Source organism: Metaclostridioides mangenotii (assembly GCF_018917235.1).
Taxonomy (GTDB): domain Bacteria; phylum Bacillota; class Clostridia; order Peptostreptococcales; family Peptostreptococcaceae; genus Metaclostridioides.
Genome location: NZ_JAHLOF010000006.1, coordinates 163,014 through 179,470 on the forward strand (window position 1 = coordinate 163,014; position 16,457 = coordinate 179,470).

The following is a 16,457-nucleotide window of genomic DNA, read 5'->3' on the forward strand; positions in this document are numbered from 1 at the left end:
TGATTAATCATGATAGAAATTATAGTTCCAGCAACAACTGCAAATGTGGGTCCTGGATTTGACTGTCTAGGTATCGCACTTGATTTATACAATAAATTTTATTTTGAAGAAATAGAAAATGGTCTTATAATCGAGGGCTGTGACAACAAATATAAAAATGAAGACAACTTAGTATATTCATCAATGAGGTACTATTTTGATACAGTAAAGCCAGATAGAGTTCCAAATGGTGTAAAAATAGTAATAGAAGATAATATTCCAATTTGTAGAGGTCTTGGAAGTAGTGCAACTTGCATAGTAGCAGGGGTATTGGCAGCAGATGCTTTAACTGGTACTAATTTGAGCAAAGACGAACTTTTAAAAATCGCTTGCGAAATTGAAGGTCACCCTGACAATGTAGCTCCTGCGATATTCGGAAATATGATGGTATGTATAACAGATGGCGATGATCTTCATTACGATGTAGTCAAAGTTCCAGAAGAATTAAAATTCTGCGCTTTTATCCCAGAATTTAAACTTTCGACAGAACAAGCTAGAAACGTTCTCCCAACAGAAGTTTCACATATAGACGCAGTATTTAATGTCGGTAGAGTCTCAATGCTAATATCGTCGATGTTAAACAAAAACTTTGATCTATTGAAAGTAGCTTGCCAAGACAAGCTTCATCAAGCATATAGGGGAACTCTGATAAATGGATATGAAAATATCATTGACTATGCTAATAAAATAGGAGCTTTGGGAGTATTCATAAGTGGATCAGGATCTACAATTATGTCATTAATTCTTGAAGATGAAAACTTCAAAAATAATATGATTTCATATTTTGCAAAGCATGATATAAAATGGGATATAAAGGATCTCAACTGTGATTTAAACGGCGCTGTTGTTAACTATATTTAAATTTAACTGAAAATAATATTTAAGCAAATTATTTAAATATAGTCTAATCTGAAATTTTATAGTATAATAATTAGTACTAGGTAATAATATTAAGTATTATAATCTAGTACTTTTATTTTGAAGATTAGGAGGGATTATTATAAAAGAATTAATAATCGGAGATTTAGTTGCAAAGATTCCGATAATTCAAGGAGGAATGGGAGTTGGTATCTCTAGATCATCTTTAGCAGGTGCAGTAGCAAAACTAGGTGGTGTAGGTGTACTATCAGGTGTCCAAATTGGATATGATGAAGAAGACTTTGAAACTAATACTATAAATGCAAATTTGAGAGCTTTGAGAAAACATATTAAAAGAGCTAAAGAAATTTCTAATAACGGAATTATTGGAATAAACTTTATGGTGGCCATGAAGGAATATGAAACTTATGTCAAAGAAGCGATTAAATCTGGTATAGATCTAATAATTTCTGGAGCAGGGCTTCCTGCTAAGTTGCCTTCTTTAACAAAGGGCACTAACACTAAAATAGCTCCAATAGTATCAAGTGCTAAGGCTGCCAAAGTTATACTTAAAATGTGGGATCGAAAAGATCAAACTACAGCAGATATGTTAATTGTAGAAGGCCCTAATGCTGGCGGTCACCTAGGATTTAGTAATGAAGAATTAGACCATATTCAAGAAATAGATTACGACAATGAATTCAAAGAGATACTTAAAATAGCGAAAGTTTTTGGAGATAAATTTAATAAAAATATTCCTGTTATTGCAGCAGGTGGTATATCATCATCTGAAGATGTAAAAAAATACATCGATCTTGGAGCTGATGGTGTACAAATTGGTACAAGATTTATTACTACTGAAGAGTGTGATGCCGACGAAAAGTTTAAAATGGCTATAGTTAACGCTCAGAAAGAAGATATTCAAATAGTAAAAAGTCCTGTTGGACTGCCAGGAAGAGCAATAAAAAATAAATTTATTGAAAAAGTAAAGTTAAACCGCGAAAATATTGAAAAATGCTACAACTGTCTTATACCTTGTAATCCAAAAGAAACCCCTTACTGCATATCTCAAGCACTGATAAATGCGGTTAAAGGAGATATTGATAATGCACTTTTATTCACTGGGAGCGAAGGGTATAAAATTGATAGAATTTCTACTGTAGAAGAAGTTGTATCTGATCTTACATCAAAATTATAGAGTAAAATAAAAGTCTGTATCGTGTTGATAAGTTCAACTTACAGACTTTTATTTATATCTTTTATATAATTATATATTTCATTTTAAGAGATTAGTCTTCTTTAACAAGTACATCCATTATTTCCGCTATATATATTTGGTGGAAGTCACTATTTGGATACCATTTCTCGATTAGACTTTCATCATAGAATCCATCTGGATCTACAGTTTGTTTATACGCATTTTTACATATTATAGCCAAATTAGCTTCCTCAAAATAAGGAACTTCTTCTTCGTGTAGAACTTTATAACCTATTTTAGCTACTTTATCCTCTTCACGTCCAGAAACACTTCCACAGTAAGCAAGATCTTCCCTGTACTTTTTATCGAAGAAAGTTAAAGAAAATGTATCAGAGCTGTCTATAAATTGTTTTGTATGACGTTGAGGTCTTATAAATATAATTGCTATATTTTTACCCCATAGAAATCCCACTCCACCCCAAGAAGCAGTCATAGTATTAACTTTACCCTCTTTTTCTGCTGAAACCAACATCCAATCGTTACTTATTATGTCAATTGGATTTCTAGAAATTTCAGTAGGGCTTATTTTTTTAAAAGTACTCATATCGGTACCTCCTTAATAATTGAATAGTTTATACATTTTTATCTATGTACTTTAGATTTATAAAGTTAATTATATCATAATGATAGATATTAATGTACTACACCTATATTCTATTCATAAAGATTAAAAAAATAACTCCTTATTTAAAAGTATGAGGTTTGATTTTTTCCAATCGTGTTTAATGCATTTGTCGTAGGAGTATACATAACACCAATAGAAATTGTTAAACCTAGTGATAATACTTTCTTACTAAATTTCATATTCAAACTTAGCCATTGTTAAATGTTTGTTCGCAAGCTAAATTATACAATAATATAAACATAATTCCCCCTTTTCGTAAAATTGTATTTATTTATAAAAGTTCAACCTTTGACTACTTAACAAATTAATATTATTATATAATGAGTAAGTAATTGCTAAAATTGTTCTTAAATTTCTTTTTATAGGAAATTATATAAAGATATTGTATAATAGTATAGTGTCTAGAACATCACTAGAAAAAGGATGTGTTGCTAATGATAAGATATTATAAGACTATTGAAAATAAACTAGAAAAATTAAATTCCTTTGAAAGTGATTGTTGGATAAATTTAATAGAGCCAACCCAATCAGAGATAAACACAGTATCTAATATGCTAAATTTAGATATTGAAAGTCTTGAAGCAGCACTTGATGAGGAAGAACGTTCTAGAATTGAAGCTGAAGATAATCATACATTGATCCTTATAGACATCCCTATTGACGAGAGTAGCTCTAACTCATCACACTACTCTACAATACCACTTGGTATTATATTGATGGATAATGCAATTATAACAGTATGTAACTCTCAGACGAAGATTCTTAACGACTTTATCGTAGGCCATATTAAGGAATTTTATACTTCTAAAAAGACCCGATTTGTTCTTCAGATACTTAGAAAAAATGCAAGTTATTACTTAAACTATCTGAGAAGAATAAATAAAATGACTATTGCTATAGAGAGAGAGATACATAAATCCATGAAAAATAAAGAGCTTGTTCAATTACTAGAACTTGAAAAATCTCTGGTTTATTTCTCTACATCACTTAAGGCAAACGAAATGGTATTAAATAAAATGGTTCGTTTTACTAGTTTGAAAAAATATCCTGATGATGAAGACCTACTTGAGGACGTAATAGTCGAAAACAGACAGGCTGTAGAAATGGCCAAAATATATGGAGATATACTTAGTAGAATCATGGATGCTTTTAGCGCCATCGTAAACAATAACCAGAACAACGTAATGCAATTCTTAACAGTTGTCACATTAATTTTTTCAATCCCAACGATAATATCAGGATTTTTTGGTATGAATGTAAACGGGATACCATTTGATACTGGTCCATTAGGATTCTGGATGGTAGTTTTTGTTACAACACTTATCTGCATAGTTGTCGCTATATTTATGTTTAGAAATAAACTACTATAGACAAAGCCTTTAGATATTAATTTATAATTCTAAAGGCTTTGTCTATAGTAGTTTATTTAATTTTACAAATGATAGTCTGTCGATTTTCTTCACATTTATGCAGTTGTTTTAAACCTTAATATTTTTTTATTACTTTTAGCTGGAAGTAATAAAAAACTGCTAGTACTGTAGTTGTAAATAAAATACTTACAATAATACCTGTGCTACCTTGAAGAAATTTAGTGACACCTTCAAAACAAGAGATTATACCAGCCAATCCAAGAGCCCATATTATTATTAAAAATGGTTTATTTATACTATCAGCAAATAAGACGTAAATAGTAGAAATAGCCATTAATGTTATAATAGCAATTATCCTATGAAATCCTTCTATGACAATTATCAATGTATTCGGGAATACTAATCCAAACGCTATATTTAATCCTATATAACCAAATAGGATTAAAAAAAATGCAGCCCCAAAAAATTTACTAGACTTTTTGCTATAAACTTCTGAGTTTATAAGCTTAAATATAATAAAAATTACTGGCATTAATAGTATAGCTCCGAATAAAATTCTTCCTATGTCTACTCTGCTACCTAAACTTACTAATTCGTAAAAAAGCGAAAACATCGTAAATATAGCAAATATGGATAGAAAAAATTTTGAAATATCTTTAAGAGTCATATTTCCTATATTCTCAATTATTTCATCAGATAGCTTCTTTGAATCTATACCGAAGTAGTCTTCTGCAGTTATTCCCTGTTTTTGTGCATCTAACAAGTCGTTTAGTAATTCTAGTAGTGTTTCTTCAACTTCAATATCATTTTTTAACATGTCTTTACTTCTTATATACAGTAAAATATCACTGTAGTATTTTTCATTTTCCATAGTTAATAATCCTCTTAAACGATTATTCTCCTCAATTAATTCCTTAAGTTTCATTCTTATCACCCCTAATTAGCCTGTTTACACTCGATTCTAATGATTCCCACTGTACTTTAAATGCTTCAAGACTTTCTTTTCCTATTTCTGATAAATGATAGTACTTTCGCATAGGCCCTTCTGGAGAAGGTCGCATAACACCCTCTATAAGCTTTTGTTTTTGTAGTTTTAAAAGTAGCGGATATATAGTACCTTCAGCCACCATGTGAAATCCATTTTTTTGTAGTTTATCATGCATCTCATAACCATAAACCTCTCCTTGAGAAATAATCTCTAACATGCATCCTTCTAGAATCCCCTTCAACATTTGAGAAGAGTTTTTATTATCCATTTTTTCACCTCATATACTACCTTGTTTTACAATATAGTCTATTTATATAATAATATATTTTCACTATATTGTAAAGCAATATAGTGAAAATAAAAAATCCACTATAAATTATTAATATACTCTTACAATTTATAGTGGATTTCTATCATCTATTCTTGAGAAACTTTTATTTTATTTATTAAATCAAAATTATAATTTAAATCTACTCTGATATCTCTTCCTCAATTATCATTTCAGTTTGTATACCATCTAGCATGAAATCTAAACTCTCCTTAATATCTAATATATAAATTGGAACATATTCTTCTTCACTAACAATTTCTGTTTGTAAAGAAATATCTGGAGTCAGAACATCATCTACATCAATATCAAGTTTTGGCATATTCGAAAGTATCTCAGTACAATTTTCATATTTTTCATCAGCCAATTTTTGATATATATCTAAACTCTTTTTGTAATATAAACTTGCAAGCATGTATTCGCATTTTTTACTGAACAATTCTGTACCTTCTTTAAAATACTTTTCTGCTTCGGAATATTCATTTAGCTTTATGCATAACTGACCTAAGTTATATATTGAGTCTATACAATCATTTGCTCTTGCTTTCTCATACCAATACTTCGCATTTGCATAATCTTTATAGTATATATCATTTATTCTACCTACCATATGTTGTGAATATACATTATCTTCATTAGCTGGTGTATCAAACATCATTTTTGCCTCTTCATACTTTTCTTCAGCAAAATAAATTCTTCCTAAGTGAATTCTTGCATTTATATGATTTTTATTTGCTGCAATCTCAAAGTATTTTTTAGCCCCTTTAGGATTACCTAAATTCTCATATATACATGCGAGTCTATAGCTAGATTGAATATCACCATTTTCAGATGCTTTTTTATACCAATTAGTAGCCTCTTCAATGTTATCAATATCTTCATATATATTTCCTAGTTTTATCTGACAAGAAACAGAGCTCGGTAATCTCAAATAATAAGAAATAGCTAAATCATAGTCTCCATTTTGATAATATAAATCACCTAGATTTTCTAAAGAACTCTTACATCCGACTGAAATTGCATCTTCATAATATTCTATAGCACTTTCATAGTCTTTCTCTTCAAAGTATATTCCTGCTAAATTATTCTTTGCTTCCGTTATATTTTCATCGGCCGCCATCTTATAGTACTCTTTTGCTTTTTCTATATTATTTTCTTTATTATAAAGATTCGCTAATCTGTATTTAGATAGCACATGGTTTTCTTCTATGGCTTTTTGATAATATTCTATTGCATCTTCTATATCATCTTTTCTATCGTATATATACGCAAGTCTATACTGAGATTTTACATCTCCTTTATCTGCACTCTTCTTGTAGTATTTCTCTGCCTCCTCTAGATTATCATTTATTTCCATAATCATACCTAGATTAAAACTCCCTTTTACATAACCTGTTTTATGGAGTTGTTTGTATAATCCAACTGCTCCTTTGCTATCTTTTTTTTCACACATAATGACAGCAAGATTATATTTAGAATCATCATCTAGTAAGACAGACCCTTTTTTATATGCTTCGTAAGCTTCATCATCTCTCTCTAAATAACTATAAAGTATACCTAAATTGTAACATGCTTTACCAGAATTATTATCAGAAGCTTTTTTAAGCCACTTCTCAGCTCTATCATAGTCTTTCATCATAAAATGGGTTACACCAAGATTGTTTTGAGCTTGAATATTACCTTGACTCGCTATTTTTTCATACCAATACAGACAGTATTCATAACCTTTAAGCTTATAGTACATATTACCCAGCTCAAATGCAGCATCTTCGCTTCCATTTTTCCAAGCTAATGAAAACCACTCCTCAGCCTCTTTGTAATTTTCTTTGTCTATTGATATAATACCTAATCGATATTGTGATTTAACATAATTATCTGAAGCAGCTACTTTATATGTATCAATAGCGCTGTCTAATTTTCCCATTTTTTCTAAAAGTGTTCCCTTCGCATGTATTACTTTAGGATCACTTGGTAAATCTTTTAATTTTTTTATGGAAAATTTTGTATTTTTCATTATAAATTACCTACCTATTTACGATATTTTATACTTGATATTATTATACAACAATATCACGCTTTGTACTGATTTTTTTAAGAATCTATTAATTAATTACTCTATTCTAACATCTTTTTATCGCTTTTTGTCTACTGGATTTAAATTTTTATTTAATATATAATAGTATTTGATATAATATTTATTTAAGGAGGTGAAACTATGAGCTTTAGCAATATTTTTACACAAGTTGCGGTATTATTTATATTAATATTAGTAGGATACTTTATTAGAAGACTAGAATTACTTGATGATGAATCAACATCAAAAATTTCTAATCTAGCTATGTCAGTATTTTTACCAGCAATGATAATAGACTCAATGCAAATAGATTTTAATAACACTATGGTAAATAAGATATTACTTTTACTAATAGTATCCGTAGTTGCATACGCGGTATCTATTGCACTAGCATTTTTACTTAAATTTGCATTCAAAAATGATAGTGATATAGGAATTTATCAATATGTAATAATATTTTCAAATGTCGCATTTATGGGATATCCTGTCGTAGAGGCCGTTTTAGGTAAGGAAGCAATTTTTTATACAGCAATATACAATCTTCCTTTTAATTTATTTACCTTTACTATAGGAATATATCTACTTTCTAAAGGGAATAGTGACTACAAATTTTCAGCAAAATCTTTGATAAGCCCAGCTACTATATCTATTGTATTTGGACTTACATTGTTTGTAACAGGACTAAGACTTCCAGCATTTTTAAATAACTCTTTGAGTTTATTAGGAGGGGTTACAACTCCAATTTCAATGCTTGTGATTGGAAGTATGCTTGCAAATTCTTCAGCTAAAGAATGTTTTTACAATAAAAAGCTATACTTTGTAACATTCATTAGACTTATATTGCTTCCGTTAGTCGTATTTTTCTTACTAAACAATCGAGTAGAAGATAGCATGATTGCCGCTATTCCTATCGTAATGACATCAATGCCAGCAGCCGCAAATACTGCCATAATGGCAAACCAATACGGCTCCAACGTCACATTAGCCTCACAGTGTGTTTTTTTAACCACACTATTCTCTGTGTTTACTATCCCAATAATAAACATGTTCTTGTTAGGTTGATTTATTCTTTGATGTATTGTACAATAGTTTATTCAAACAAATTGTACAGTAATATTAGTTTTTAGAATTCTATGCAATATGTATTTTTTTAATACATACATATTATAATATTATTATGTACATAAAATAGGAGGAATGAACATGGATTTAGACTTGCTTTTTAAAATAGCGCTAACAATTGTAGCCATAGGTATTTCATATAAAATTATCAAAGCAGTTGCAGGAGTTGCGTTTAAAGTAGCGTTAATTTTCGTGATAATATTATTCGTAGTTAGAATGTTTATGTAAATAAAATATTATTAAAACTAAAAATCACAACGTAACTTTTAGTTGGTATTTTATTCCAACTAAAAATTACATTGTGATTTCTTATTTTAGGTATTTAAATCTATATACGCCTCAACTTGAGGAATATACAATAGATTGTCTTTAATATGAGTATTTCCAAATTCTTTTAATATAATTCCCTTTTCATCTTCTGTAATTTTGTACTTTATTATTTCCGAATCTTTCTTTATTTCTGCATGAAAGTAAAGTCCTTCGTACTGTTTAAATTTAAAATTAAATTTATTTCTTTCAAGTCTAATAATTATCTTTTCCATTTAGTCCTCCATTGATTATTTATGTAATTCTATTTATCCTCTCGTCTATCTATAGGCTTTAAATTTGGATCCCGGCTATAATACCATTTCAATATTTGGCTAACTGTGTATGAAGAAGCAATTTCATCAGTAAGCAAAGGAAAGAAATTATAAACGCCTCTTTTTAATTTTTCACTTTTCTCTACAAATATTCTTGGATGTGTAAATTTATCTACAATTTGATTAAATCTATATTTAAAGTACAGTTCTTTATCTTCAGATATAATATGTATGCAATCTTCATCATAATCTCCAGCTTTTACATACCATAGAAACTGTACACCATTAAATTTAAGATGTCGCTTTCTCTTATTTATACCCATAATTATCCCCCCAATATAATTAAATCATTTCTTCTTAATAACTATGTTATTGTATTAAATAATAAATACTATGATTTTTTTAAAATTCTCTATACTATTTTTTATAAGATACCACTCTTTAAGGTTACATGCAAATAATTTTCTATACTTTTAGAATAAGTGACATAGACTCTCGGCAACAACCACATCCCTATTTTTATATAGAATATCATATACTTGCTTAAGCGGTCTAAATCTTAGCAGATTCTTACAGGTATATAATATTTATTTTAATAATATAAATATTAATATTTATATTTTCTAATTGTAATCCATAATTTCATTTATTTTATATTTTTTTGATTAACTGATATAATAAGATGCATCAGAATATAGGAGTGAATTATAAAATGATGAAAAAAAATCGCTTTAAAATAATGCTTATAACACTTTTGCCATTAGCAATCATGATAAACATTATTTCGTCTAAAACACCCGAATTTATTGAAGAATATTATTCATTGTGGTTAAACAAATACATTGTAATATTTTTAAGTTCTATTACAAGCTTTTTCCCATTTTCCATATATGAGATTATTATGTATGCAATTGTAATTTTTATTGCAGCATTTATATTTGTGTTTATTTATAAAATAAACAGAGGTAAACAAGAACTACTTGAATTTATCAAGTGCTCTTTTATAAATATACTTTGCATTATATCAACTGTATATTTTTTATTTATTGTTCTATGGGGTGTAAACTACAATAGATTGCCTCTTGAGACAACATTGTTAGATAATTTACAATTTAAGAATGGAGAGTATAGTAAAAAGCAAAAAGCTAATGAAAATAATGAAGATTTAGTAAATTTATATAGTTACTTAGTTAAAAAGTCAAATGAAACTAGAAAATTTACATCTAAAGACAGTAAAGGAATTATGAAAAATAACACAGAATATAAAGGTGTTATCAATAGAGCTGATTTAGGATACAATAACGTAAATGTAAATCATATGCTTCCAGGTTTAGTAGGTGATTACTCAAATGCAAAACCAGTAATTTCTTCTAATATTATGTGTTATACAGGTATCACGGGAATTTACTTTCCATTTACCGGTGAAGCAAATGTAAATATTGCAGTTCCTGACTTTACATTACCTGCCACTGTATGTCATGAGATGGCTCACCAACGTGGATATGCAAGTGAAGACGAAGCCAATTTCATAGCGTACATAACATCTGTAAATCATCCTGATGCTGATTTTAAATATTCAGGTTATACACTTGCTCTAATGTACACTGGTTCTGCTCTTAGAAAGATAGATTACGATGAATATGTAAAAATTTCTTCAGACCTTTCTACCGATGTAAAAAATGACATAGTTAAAAATAGTGAATTCTGGGAAAATTATGAGGGAAAAATTGATCAGATTTCTAATGAATTTAATAATACATATTTAAAATCAAACGGAATTAAAAGTGGTGTTCAAAATTATGGTCAAATGGTTGATCTTTTGTTGATTTATTTTAATTCCATAAATTTTGATAGATAATTTTAAATTTTAAGTTATAACTTATATTGAATTTTTATAGACTTAGTCTTAAATCAATTTAATAATCAAAGAGTTATTAGGTTAATTATAATAATACTTATATGCTTCGCCTTAGTAACTCTGCCTTATATACAGTAAAAAAATAAAAAACAGAAATAATTAAAATCGTTGATGGAATTAATCCTTAAGTCTAAGCTGTGGCCATCTTCGATATTTAATTAATTCTGTTCTATTCTTTATTTTCACGTTATTATTATAACTTACCTATTTCATCTAACAACTCTTCAACCAGATCGCTATCTTTTATTTTTCTAACAATTTCACCTTTTTTAAATAAAAGTCCTTCTCCTTTACCTCCGGCTATACCTATATCTGCTTCTCTAGCTTCACCAGGTCCATTTACAGCACATCCCATAATAGCAACGGTGATATCCTTGTCTAATTCGGAAATCTTGCTCTCTACCTTGTCAACTACACTAATTAAGTCAATATTACATCTACCACAAGTTGGGCATGATATAACTTTTATCTTGTCATTTAAAAGCCCTAGGCTTCTAAGAATTTCCTTTCCTACAGCAATTTCCTCAACAGGATCGCCTGTAAGCGATATTCTTATAGTATCACCTATTCCTTCAACTAGTAATGCTCCAACTCCTATAGATGATTTTATAGTGCCTTTTTTAATACTCCCAGATTCTGTTATACCTACATGAAGAGGATAATCTACTCTCTCAGAGATCAATCTATATGCATCTATAGTTTTAAATATATCAGATGACTTCAAAGATATAACTGTGTTGTAAAAATCTAAATCCTCTAATATTTTAATATGCCCCATAGCACTTTCTACTAAAGCCTCTGGCGTAGCCGATCCATACTTTTCTAGAAGTTCTTTTTCTAAAGAACCTCCGTTTACTCCTATTCTTATTTTTAGACTCTTTTCTTTGCATTTATCAACTACCATTTTCACTCTAGAAACATCTCCGATATTTCCTGGATTAATCCTAACACCGTCTACACCTTGTTCTATTGCTTCAAGTGCCAATTTATAATCAAAATGGATGTCTGCTATTATCGGAATAGAAACATTTTTTTTTATTTGCCCAATTGCTTTTGCAGCTACCATATCAGGAACTGCAACCCTTACTAAATCACAACCGGCCTTCTCAAGCTTATTTATTTGTTCAATTGTAGCTTTTGCATCTCTTGTATCTGTATTTGTCATTGATTGTACAGATATAGTGTTTTCTCCGCCAATCTTTATATTTCCTACACTTACTTCTCTAGTTTTCTTTCTTTTATAGCTCATATTAATCACCTTTTATATTTATCTATTTATTTTATATTTCATTTATTTACGAAAAAAAATAAAACTTATTGATTATATGTTATCACATTTTACAATTTGGTGCTATGCGAAACAATAATCGATAAGTTTTTAATAACAATAATTTCTATTGAAATAATCTTAATATATCCTTATAAGTTATAAATATCATAAACAACATAAGGGCTCCAAAACCAACGAGGTTAACAAAACCTTCTTTATTTGGATCAAACTTCTTACCGCCTCTTATGCCTTCAATAATTAACATTAGCACTCTCCAACCATCAAGTGCAGGTATTGGAAGTAAATTTAAAATACCAAGATTTAAGCTTATTACAGAAGCTAAGTAAAGCAAGTTTACAATACCTGTCTTAGCTGCATCAGATACCATACCGATTACTCCAACTGGACCAGCTACTGAGTTAGCAACACCTCCTGGAACTGTCCCTGTTACAAGTTGACCTAAAAATGTAAACATCTGCTTTGTCATATTTACAGTTGTTTCAAACGAATATGTTATTGATCTGAATATGTTTTTTTCCATTTTAGGTGACATACCGATTAAATAAGTACCTTGTTTCTTTTCGGGAGTTACTTTTACTTCTTTTGTGACCCCATCTCTTTCCAATTCTATATTTAAATCTTTGCCTTCAGAGCCGTGTACTGTATTTACTGTTTGTTCCCATGAACCAACTTTCTTTCCATTGATTTTAAGTATTTTGTCTCCGGTCTCTATTCCAACCGTCTGTGCAGGTCCAGACTTTATAAGTTCACCAACTATGGCTTCTTTTGACGGAACTCCTAATGACATAAACACTGGTATTAGAACAATTACCGCTAGTATTAAGTTGAATATTGGACCAGCTAATATAGTACTTAGTCTGGCAGGAAGACTTTTATTTCCAAATGAGTCAGGATCATTTGAACTCTCATCTTCTCCTTCCATACTTACAAAACCACCTAGTGGTAATAGCCTTAACGAATACTCAGTATCTCTTTTTATGCTAAAAACTTTAGGTCCCATACCGATAGCAAATTCATGAACCTTAACTCCACTCAACTTTGCAAACAAAAAGTGACCTAGTTCATGAATAAAAATAATTATACTAAACAGTATAAGCGCAACTATTATAGTCATAAATTTCTCTCCTATCTATTAATCCATTTTTTTACTGAATCTCTGCTCCATTTGTCAATCTCAAGAATTTCTTCTAAGGTTGCATTCTCTATGCTTTTATGAGATTCCAAAACTTTCTCTATAAAATATGGTATGTCATAGAAACCTATTTTATCCTCTAAAAATTCATTTACTAATATTTCATTAGCAGAATTCAAAACTGCAGAATATGTTCCGCCTAGTTCAAGGCATTCATATGCTAGTTTTAAACAAGGGAATGTTTCAGGATCTGAATTTTCAAATGTCAATGTAGCTATCTTCGCAAAATCAACCCTCTCATACTTGTTTGAAATTCTATCAGGGTATCCAAGAGCATACTGTATAGGCAATTTCATATCTGGGCAACCAAGTTGCGCAATAACAGAGCTGTCATCAAACTGTACCATAGAATGAATAATGCTCTGGGGATGAACAACCACGTCAATATCATTATGATTTACACCAAACAGCCACTTAGCTTCTATAACTTCTAATCCTTTATTCATTAGAGTAGATGAATCTATACTTATCTTTCTACCCATACTCCAATTTGGATGTTTTAATGCCTCATTTTTAGTGACATTCAATAAATCATTTCTAGTTTTTCCTCTAAAAGGGCCTCCTGACGCTGTTAAGATTATCTTGTCAATGTTTTTTGAATTCTCACCTTGAAGAGATTGGAAAATAGCGCTGTGCTCGCTGTCTACAGGTAATATTTTCACACCATTTTTTTTTGCCAAGTCCATTATTAACTTCCCAGCCGTTACTAATGTTTCTTTATTAGCAAGAGCTATGTCAATTCCTTTTTTTATTGCCGCTACTGTCGGTTCAAGCCCAATCATACCAACTACAGCAGTTAATAGAATATCTATTTCATCCAAAGTTGATATAGCTTTTAGCCCATCCATTCCACATAAAACCTCAACATTGATTTCAGCTGGAATACTTTCTTTTATTTTTTTATAACATTCTTTTTGATAAACCGCAACATATTTGGGTTTAAATTCAACTATTTGCTCTAATAATAAGTCAATACTGCTATTCGCAGATATAGCTACTACTTCGAACTTATCTCTATTCTCTCTAACCACATCTAAGGTTTGCTTTCCAATAGAACCAGTTGAACCCAAGATTGATATTTTTCTCATATAAGCAATCCTTTCTAAAAAAATTCCATTAACACTTATTATACCATTTATACCACTATTTTTAACATTATTCATATAAACTTCATTTATACAAACTAAGTTTTAAATTTAATTAATATTTTAAAGTATTATATAAAAAAATAAGCGCTCCAGCGTAAACTGGAGCTAACTTATAAAAAATTTAATTGCATTGTAAACGAAAGGTGCAACTAATAGCACACTATCGAATCTATCTAATATACCACCATGTCCTGGTATTATTTTTCCGTAATCTTTTATTCCCGCATATCTTTTTATTGATGATGCGAATAAATCTCCAAGCTGAGCTATAACACTTCCAACGCATCCTAAAAAGAACATCAGCGTTAAATCTAAACCAAATATATATCCAAATGCAACACAAGTAATAGAACTTCCTGCTATACCTCCAACACAGCCTTCAACCGTCTTTTTAGGACTAATTGATGGAATCAATTTGTGTTTTCCAATCATACTTCCTATAAAATAAGCAAAGGTGTCTGTAGCAAAAGCTATTACAAAAATTATCCATACGTATATATTACCATTTACGAAATTATCCATTGTAAGAATTATAAAATCAAATAATAGTCCAATATAAAATATCCCTAAAAACGTCACAGAGAAATCCATAACATTGTATTTTCCACTTAAAATATGCACTATTCCTATTAAGAAAAGTATAAAAATAATTGCATAAGTATACCAAATTGGCAAGCTAAAAATATTCTTTAAAGCTATATAAACAGAAAATATATAACCTAGTGTAAACATAGGATTCATATTTTTCGCTTTAAAAGCTTTATAAAATTCATGTAATGCAATTGCCACTAGTACCATTTCTAATATATAAAGAGGTAACCCTCCATATATAACAAACACAAATAACGGTAATAGAATTAATGAAGCAATAGTTCTTTTAAGCATAAATCTTCTCCTTACTTAAGCCCTCCAAATCTCCTATCTCTATTTTGATAAACATAAATTGCCTTTTGAAGCTGAAACTTATTGAAATCAGGCCAATGAATATCTGTAAAGTAGAACTCTGAATAAGCCACTTCCCATAGCAAGAAGTTACTTAATCTTTGTTCCCCACTAGTTCTTATCAATAAATCAGGATCTGGAATAGACTTTGTGCTCAAATAATTTTTCAAAGTGTTATCATCGATGTCACTAATATCTAGTTTACCACTCTTAGAATCATTTACAATATCTTTAATTGCATTTTTTATGTCAGATCTACTTCCATAATTTAATGCTATATTTAAATTTACACCTGTATTATTTGCTGTTAACTCTTTTATATTTTCAAGCTCAACCCTACATTGTTCTGGTAAGGCATTAGTAAATCCAATTGCAGTTACTTTAACATTATTTTGATGAAGCTCCTCGGCCTCATTTCTTAAATATTTAACTAGTAGCCCCATAAGGGTATCGACCTCTAACTTTGGTCTTTTCCAATTTTCTGTTGAAAATGCATACAAAGTCAAATACTTCACTCCTAGGTTTGAACACTCTTTTACTACATCTCTGATTACTTCTACTCCCGCCTTGTGTCCTACGGTCCTTGGTAGGAATCTAGATTTAGCCCATCTCCCATTTCCGTCCATAATAATAGCTATATGAGTTGGTATGTTGTTTTTATCTAATTTTTTGCTAAAATCCTCGTTCATATCACTACCTCCAACAATAATTTTCTGGCACCTT

17 protein-coding genes are annotated in these 16,457 nt (G+C 29.8%); 6 read left to right on the top strand and 11 right to left on the bottom strand.

Translation table 11 applies throughout. The annotated features are described in order from the left end of the window. Positions 1-9: 9 nt before the first annotated feature. Both thrB and KQI18_RS10375 read left to right on the top strand, forming a co-directional pair. Complete coding sequence (gene thrB / locus KQI18_RS10370; RefSeq protein ID WP_216467780.1) at positions 10-900, top strand: homoserine kinase; 891 nt, start codon at positions 10-12, stop codon at positions 898-900. 136 nt (positions 901-1,036) lie between these two features. Continuing rightward, positions 1,037-2,095 (top strand): nitronate monooxygenase family protein, encoded by a 1,059-nt coding sequence (locus tag KQI18_RS10375; protein ID WP_334299413.1) that lies wholly within the window; start codon positions 1,037-1,039, stop codon positions 2,093-2,095. 91 nt (positions 2,096-2,186) lie between these two features. Here KQI18_RS10375 and KQI18_RS10380 read toward each other — a convergent pair whose 3' ends face one another. Next, positions 2,187-2,699: a flavin reductase gene (locus KQI18_RS10380; protein ID WP_216467781.1), complete on the bottom strand. Its 513-nt coding sequence runs from the start codon at positions 2,697-2,699 to the stop codon at positions 2,187-2,189. Between the two features lie 515 nt (positions 2,700-3,214). Here KQI18_RS10380 and KQI18_RS10385 point away from each other — a divergent pair. Then, on the top strand, positions 3,215-4,150 hold the full coding sequence (locus tag KQI18_RS10385) for a magnesium transporter CorA family protein (protein ID WP_216467782.1): 936 nt from the start codon (positions 3,215-3,217) through the stop codon (positions 4,148-4,150). 115 nt (positions 4,151-4,265) lie between these two features. Here KQI18_RS10385 and KQI18_RS10390 read toward each other — a convergent pair whose 3' ends face one another. From KQI18_RS10390 to KQI18_RS10400, 3 genes are all read right to left on the bottom strand, one after another. Then, positions 4,266-5,075 (bottom strand): hypothetical protein, encoded by an 810-nt coding sequence (locus tag KQI18_RS10390; RefSeq protein WP_216467783.1) that lies wholly within the window; start codon positions 5,073-5,075, stop codon positions 4,266-4,268. Beyond that, positions 5,065-5,406: a PadR family transcriptional regulator gene (locus tag KQI18_RS10395; protein WP_216467784.1), complete on the bottom strand. Its 342-nt coding sequence runs from the start codon at positions 5,404-5,406 to the stop codon at positions 5,065-5,067. The genes KQI18_RS10390 and KQI18_RS10395 overlap by 11 nt, the downstream gene beginning before the upstream one ends. 202 nt (positions 5,407-5,608) lie before the next feature. Further along, positions 5,609-7,480 carry a tetratricopeptide repeat protein gene (locus KQI18_RS10400; protein WP_216467785.1) on the bottom strand — a complete coding sequence of 624 codons (1,872 nt, stop codon included), beginning with the start codon at positions 7,478-7,480 and terminating at the stop codon, positions 5,609-5,611. A 201-nt stretch (positions 7,481-7,681) separates the two neighbouring features. Here KQI18_RS10400 and KQI18_RS10405 point away from each other — a divergent pair, with 201 nt between their 5' ends. Next, positions 7,682-8,602: an AEC family transporter gene (locus KQI18_RS10405; protein ID WP_216467786.1), complete on the top strand. Its 921-nt coding sequence runs from the start codon at positions 7,682-7,684 to the stop codon at positions 8,600-8,602. Positions 8,603-8,743: 141 nt separating this feature from the next. Beyond that, positions 8,744-8,890 carry a hypothetical protein gene (locus KQI18_RS10410; protein ID WP_216467788.1) on the top strand — a complete coding sequence of 49 codons (147 nt, stop codon included), beginning with the start codon at positions 8,744-8,746 and terminating at the stop codon, positions 8,888-8,890. A gap of 86 nt (positions 8,891-8,976) precedes the next feature. Here KQI18_RS10410 and KQI18_RS10415 read toward each other — a convergent pair whose 3' ends face one another. Continuing rightward, positions 8,977-9,204, bottom strand: a complete 228-nt coding sequence (locus KQI18_RS10415) for a hypothetical protein (RefSeq protein ID WP_236887734.1) — start codon at positions 9,202-9,204, stop codon at positions 8,977-8,979. Between the two features lie 29 nt (positions 9,205-9,233). Next, positions 9,234-9,566, bottom strand: coding sequence for a hypothetical protein (locus KQI18_RS10420; protein ID WP_216467789.1), 333 nt, complete (start codon positions 9,564-9,566; stop codon positions 9,234-9,236). Between the two features lie 389 nt (positions 9,567-9,955). On the opposite strand from KQI18_RS10420, the gene KQI18_RS10425 reads away from it, so the two are divergent. After that, positions 9,956-11,101, top strand: coding sequence for a DUF3810 domain-containing protein (locus tag KQI18_RS10425; protein ID WP_216467791.1), 1,146 nt, complete (start codon positions 9,956-9,958; stop codon positions 11,099-11,101). Positions 11,102-11,354: 253 nt separating this feature from the next. Here KQI18_RS10425 and ispG read toward each other — a convergent pair whose 3' ends face one another. The 5 genes from ispG to KQI18_RS10450 form a co-directional block, all read right to left on the bottom strand. Further along, positions 11,355-12,410, bottom strand: coding sequence for a flavodoxin-dependent (E)-4-hydroxy-3-methylbut-2-enyl-diphosphate synthase (ispG, locus tag KQI18_RS10430; RefSeq protein ID WP_216467793.1), 1,056 nt, complete (start codon positions 12,408-12,410; stop codon positions 11,355-11,357). Positions 12,411-12,555: 145 nt separating this feature from the next. Further along, complete coding sequence (gene rseP, locus KQI18_RS10435) at positions 12,556-13,566, bottom strand: RIP metalloprotease RseP (RefSeq protein WP_216467794.1); 1,011 nt, start codon at positions 13,564-13,566, stop codon at positions 12,556-12,558. Between the two features lie 11 nt (positions 13,567-13,577). Further along, complete coding sequence (locus KQI18_RS10440) at positions 13,578-14,732, bottom strand: 1-deoxy-D-xylulose-5-phosphate reductoisomerase (protein WP_216467867.1); 1,155 nt, start codon at positions 14,730-14,732, stop codon at positions 13,578-13,580. Between the two features lie 165 nt (positions 14,733-14,897). Beyond that, on the bottom strand, positions 14,898-15,677 hold the full coding sequence (locus KQI18_RS10445; protein ID WP_216467795.1) for a phosphatidate cytidylyltransferase: 780 nt from the start codon (positions 15,675-15,677) through the stop codon (positions 14,898-14,900). Positions 15,678-15,688: 11 nt separating this feature from the next. Next, the gene (locus KQI18_RS10450) at positions 15,689-16,423 is read right to left on the bottom strand and encodes an isoprenyl transferase (RefSeq protein WP_216467796.1); all 735 of its coding nucleotides are present in this window, start codon (positions 16,421-16,423) and stop codon (positions 15,689-15,691) included. Between the last annotated feature and the right edge of the window lie 34 nt (positions 16,424-16,457).

Bases quoted from the DNA above. Each gene is read 5' to 3' on its own strand.
- thrB (WP_216467780.1), top strand. From the start codon at position 10: ATGATAGAAATTATAGTTCCAGCAACAACTGCAAATGTGGGTCCTGGA.
- KQI18_RS10380 (WP_216467781.1), bottom strand. From the start codon at position 2,699: ATGAGTACTTTTAAAAAAATAAGCCCTACTGAAATTTCTAGAAATCCA.
- KQI18_RS10385 (WP_216467782.1), top strand. From the start codon at position 3,215: ATGATAAGATATTATAAGACTATTGAAAATAAACTAGAAAAATTAAAT.
- KQI18_RS10390 (WP_216467783.1), bottom strand. From the start codon at position 5,075: ATGAAACTTAAGGAATTAATTGAGGAGAATAATCGTTTAAGAGGATTA.
- KQI18_RS10395 (WP_216467784.1), bottom strand. From the start codon at position 5,406: ATGGATAATAAAAACTCTTCTCAAATGTTGAAGGGGATTCTAGAAGGA.
- KQI18_RS10400 (WP_216467785.1), bottom strand. From the start codon at position 7,480: ATGAAAAATACAAAATTTTCCATAAAAAAATTAAAAGATTTACCAAGT.
- KQI18_RS10405 (WP_216467786.1), top strand. From the start codon at position 7,682: ATGAGCTTTAGCAATATTTTTACACAAGTTGCGGTATTATTTATATTA.
- KQI18_RS10410 (WP_216467788.1), top strand. From the start codon at position 8,744: ATGGATTTAGACTTGCTTTTTAAAATAGCGCTAACAATTGTAGCCATA.
- KQI18_RS10415 (WP_236887734.1), bottom strand. From the start codon at position 9,204: ATGGAAAAGATAATTATTAGACTTGAAAGAAATAAATTTAATTTTAAA.
- KQI18_RS10420 (WP_216467789.1), bottom strand. From the start codon at position 9,566: ATGGGTATAAATAAGAGAAAGCGACATCTTAAATTTAATGGTGTACAG.
- KQI18_RS10425 (WP_216467791.1), top strand. From the start codon at position 9,956: ATGATGAAAAAAAATCGCTTTAAAATAATGCTTATAACACTTTTGCCA.
- ispG (WP_216467793.1), bottom strand. From the start codon at position 12,410: ATGAGCTATAAAAGAAAGAAAACTAGAGAAGTAAGTGTAGGAAATATA.
- rseP (WP_216467794.1), bottom strand. From the start codon at position 13,566: ATGACTATAATAGTTGCGCTTATACTGTTTAGTATAATTATTTTTATT.
- KQI18_RS10440 (WP_216467867.1), bottom strand. From the start codon at position 14,732: ATGAGAAAAATATCAATCTTGGGTTCAACTGGTTCTATTGGAAAGCAA.
- KQI18_RS10445 (WP_216467795.1), bottom strand. From the start codon at position 15,677: ATGCTTAAAAGAACTATTGCTTCATTAATTCTATTACCGTTATTTGTG.
- KQI18_RS10450 (WP_216467796.1), bottom strand. From the start codon at position 16,423: ATGAACGAGGATTTTAGCAAAAAATTAGATAAAAACAACATACCAACT.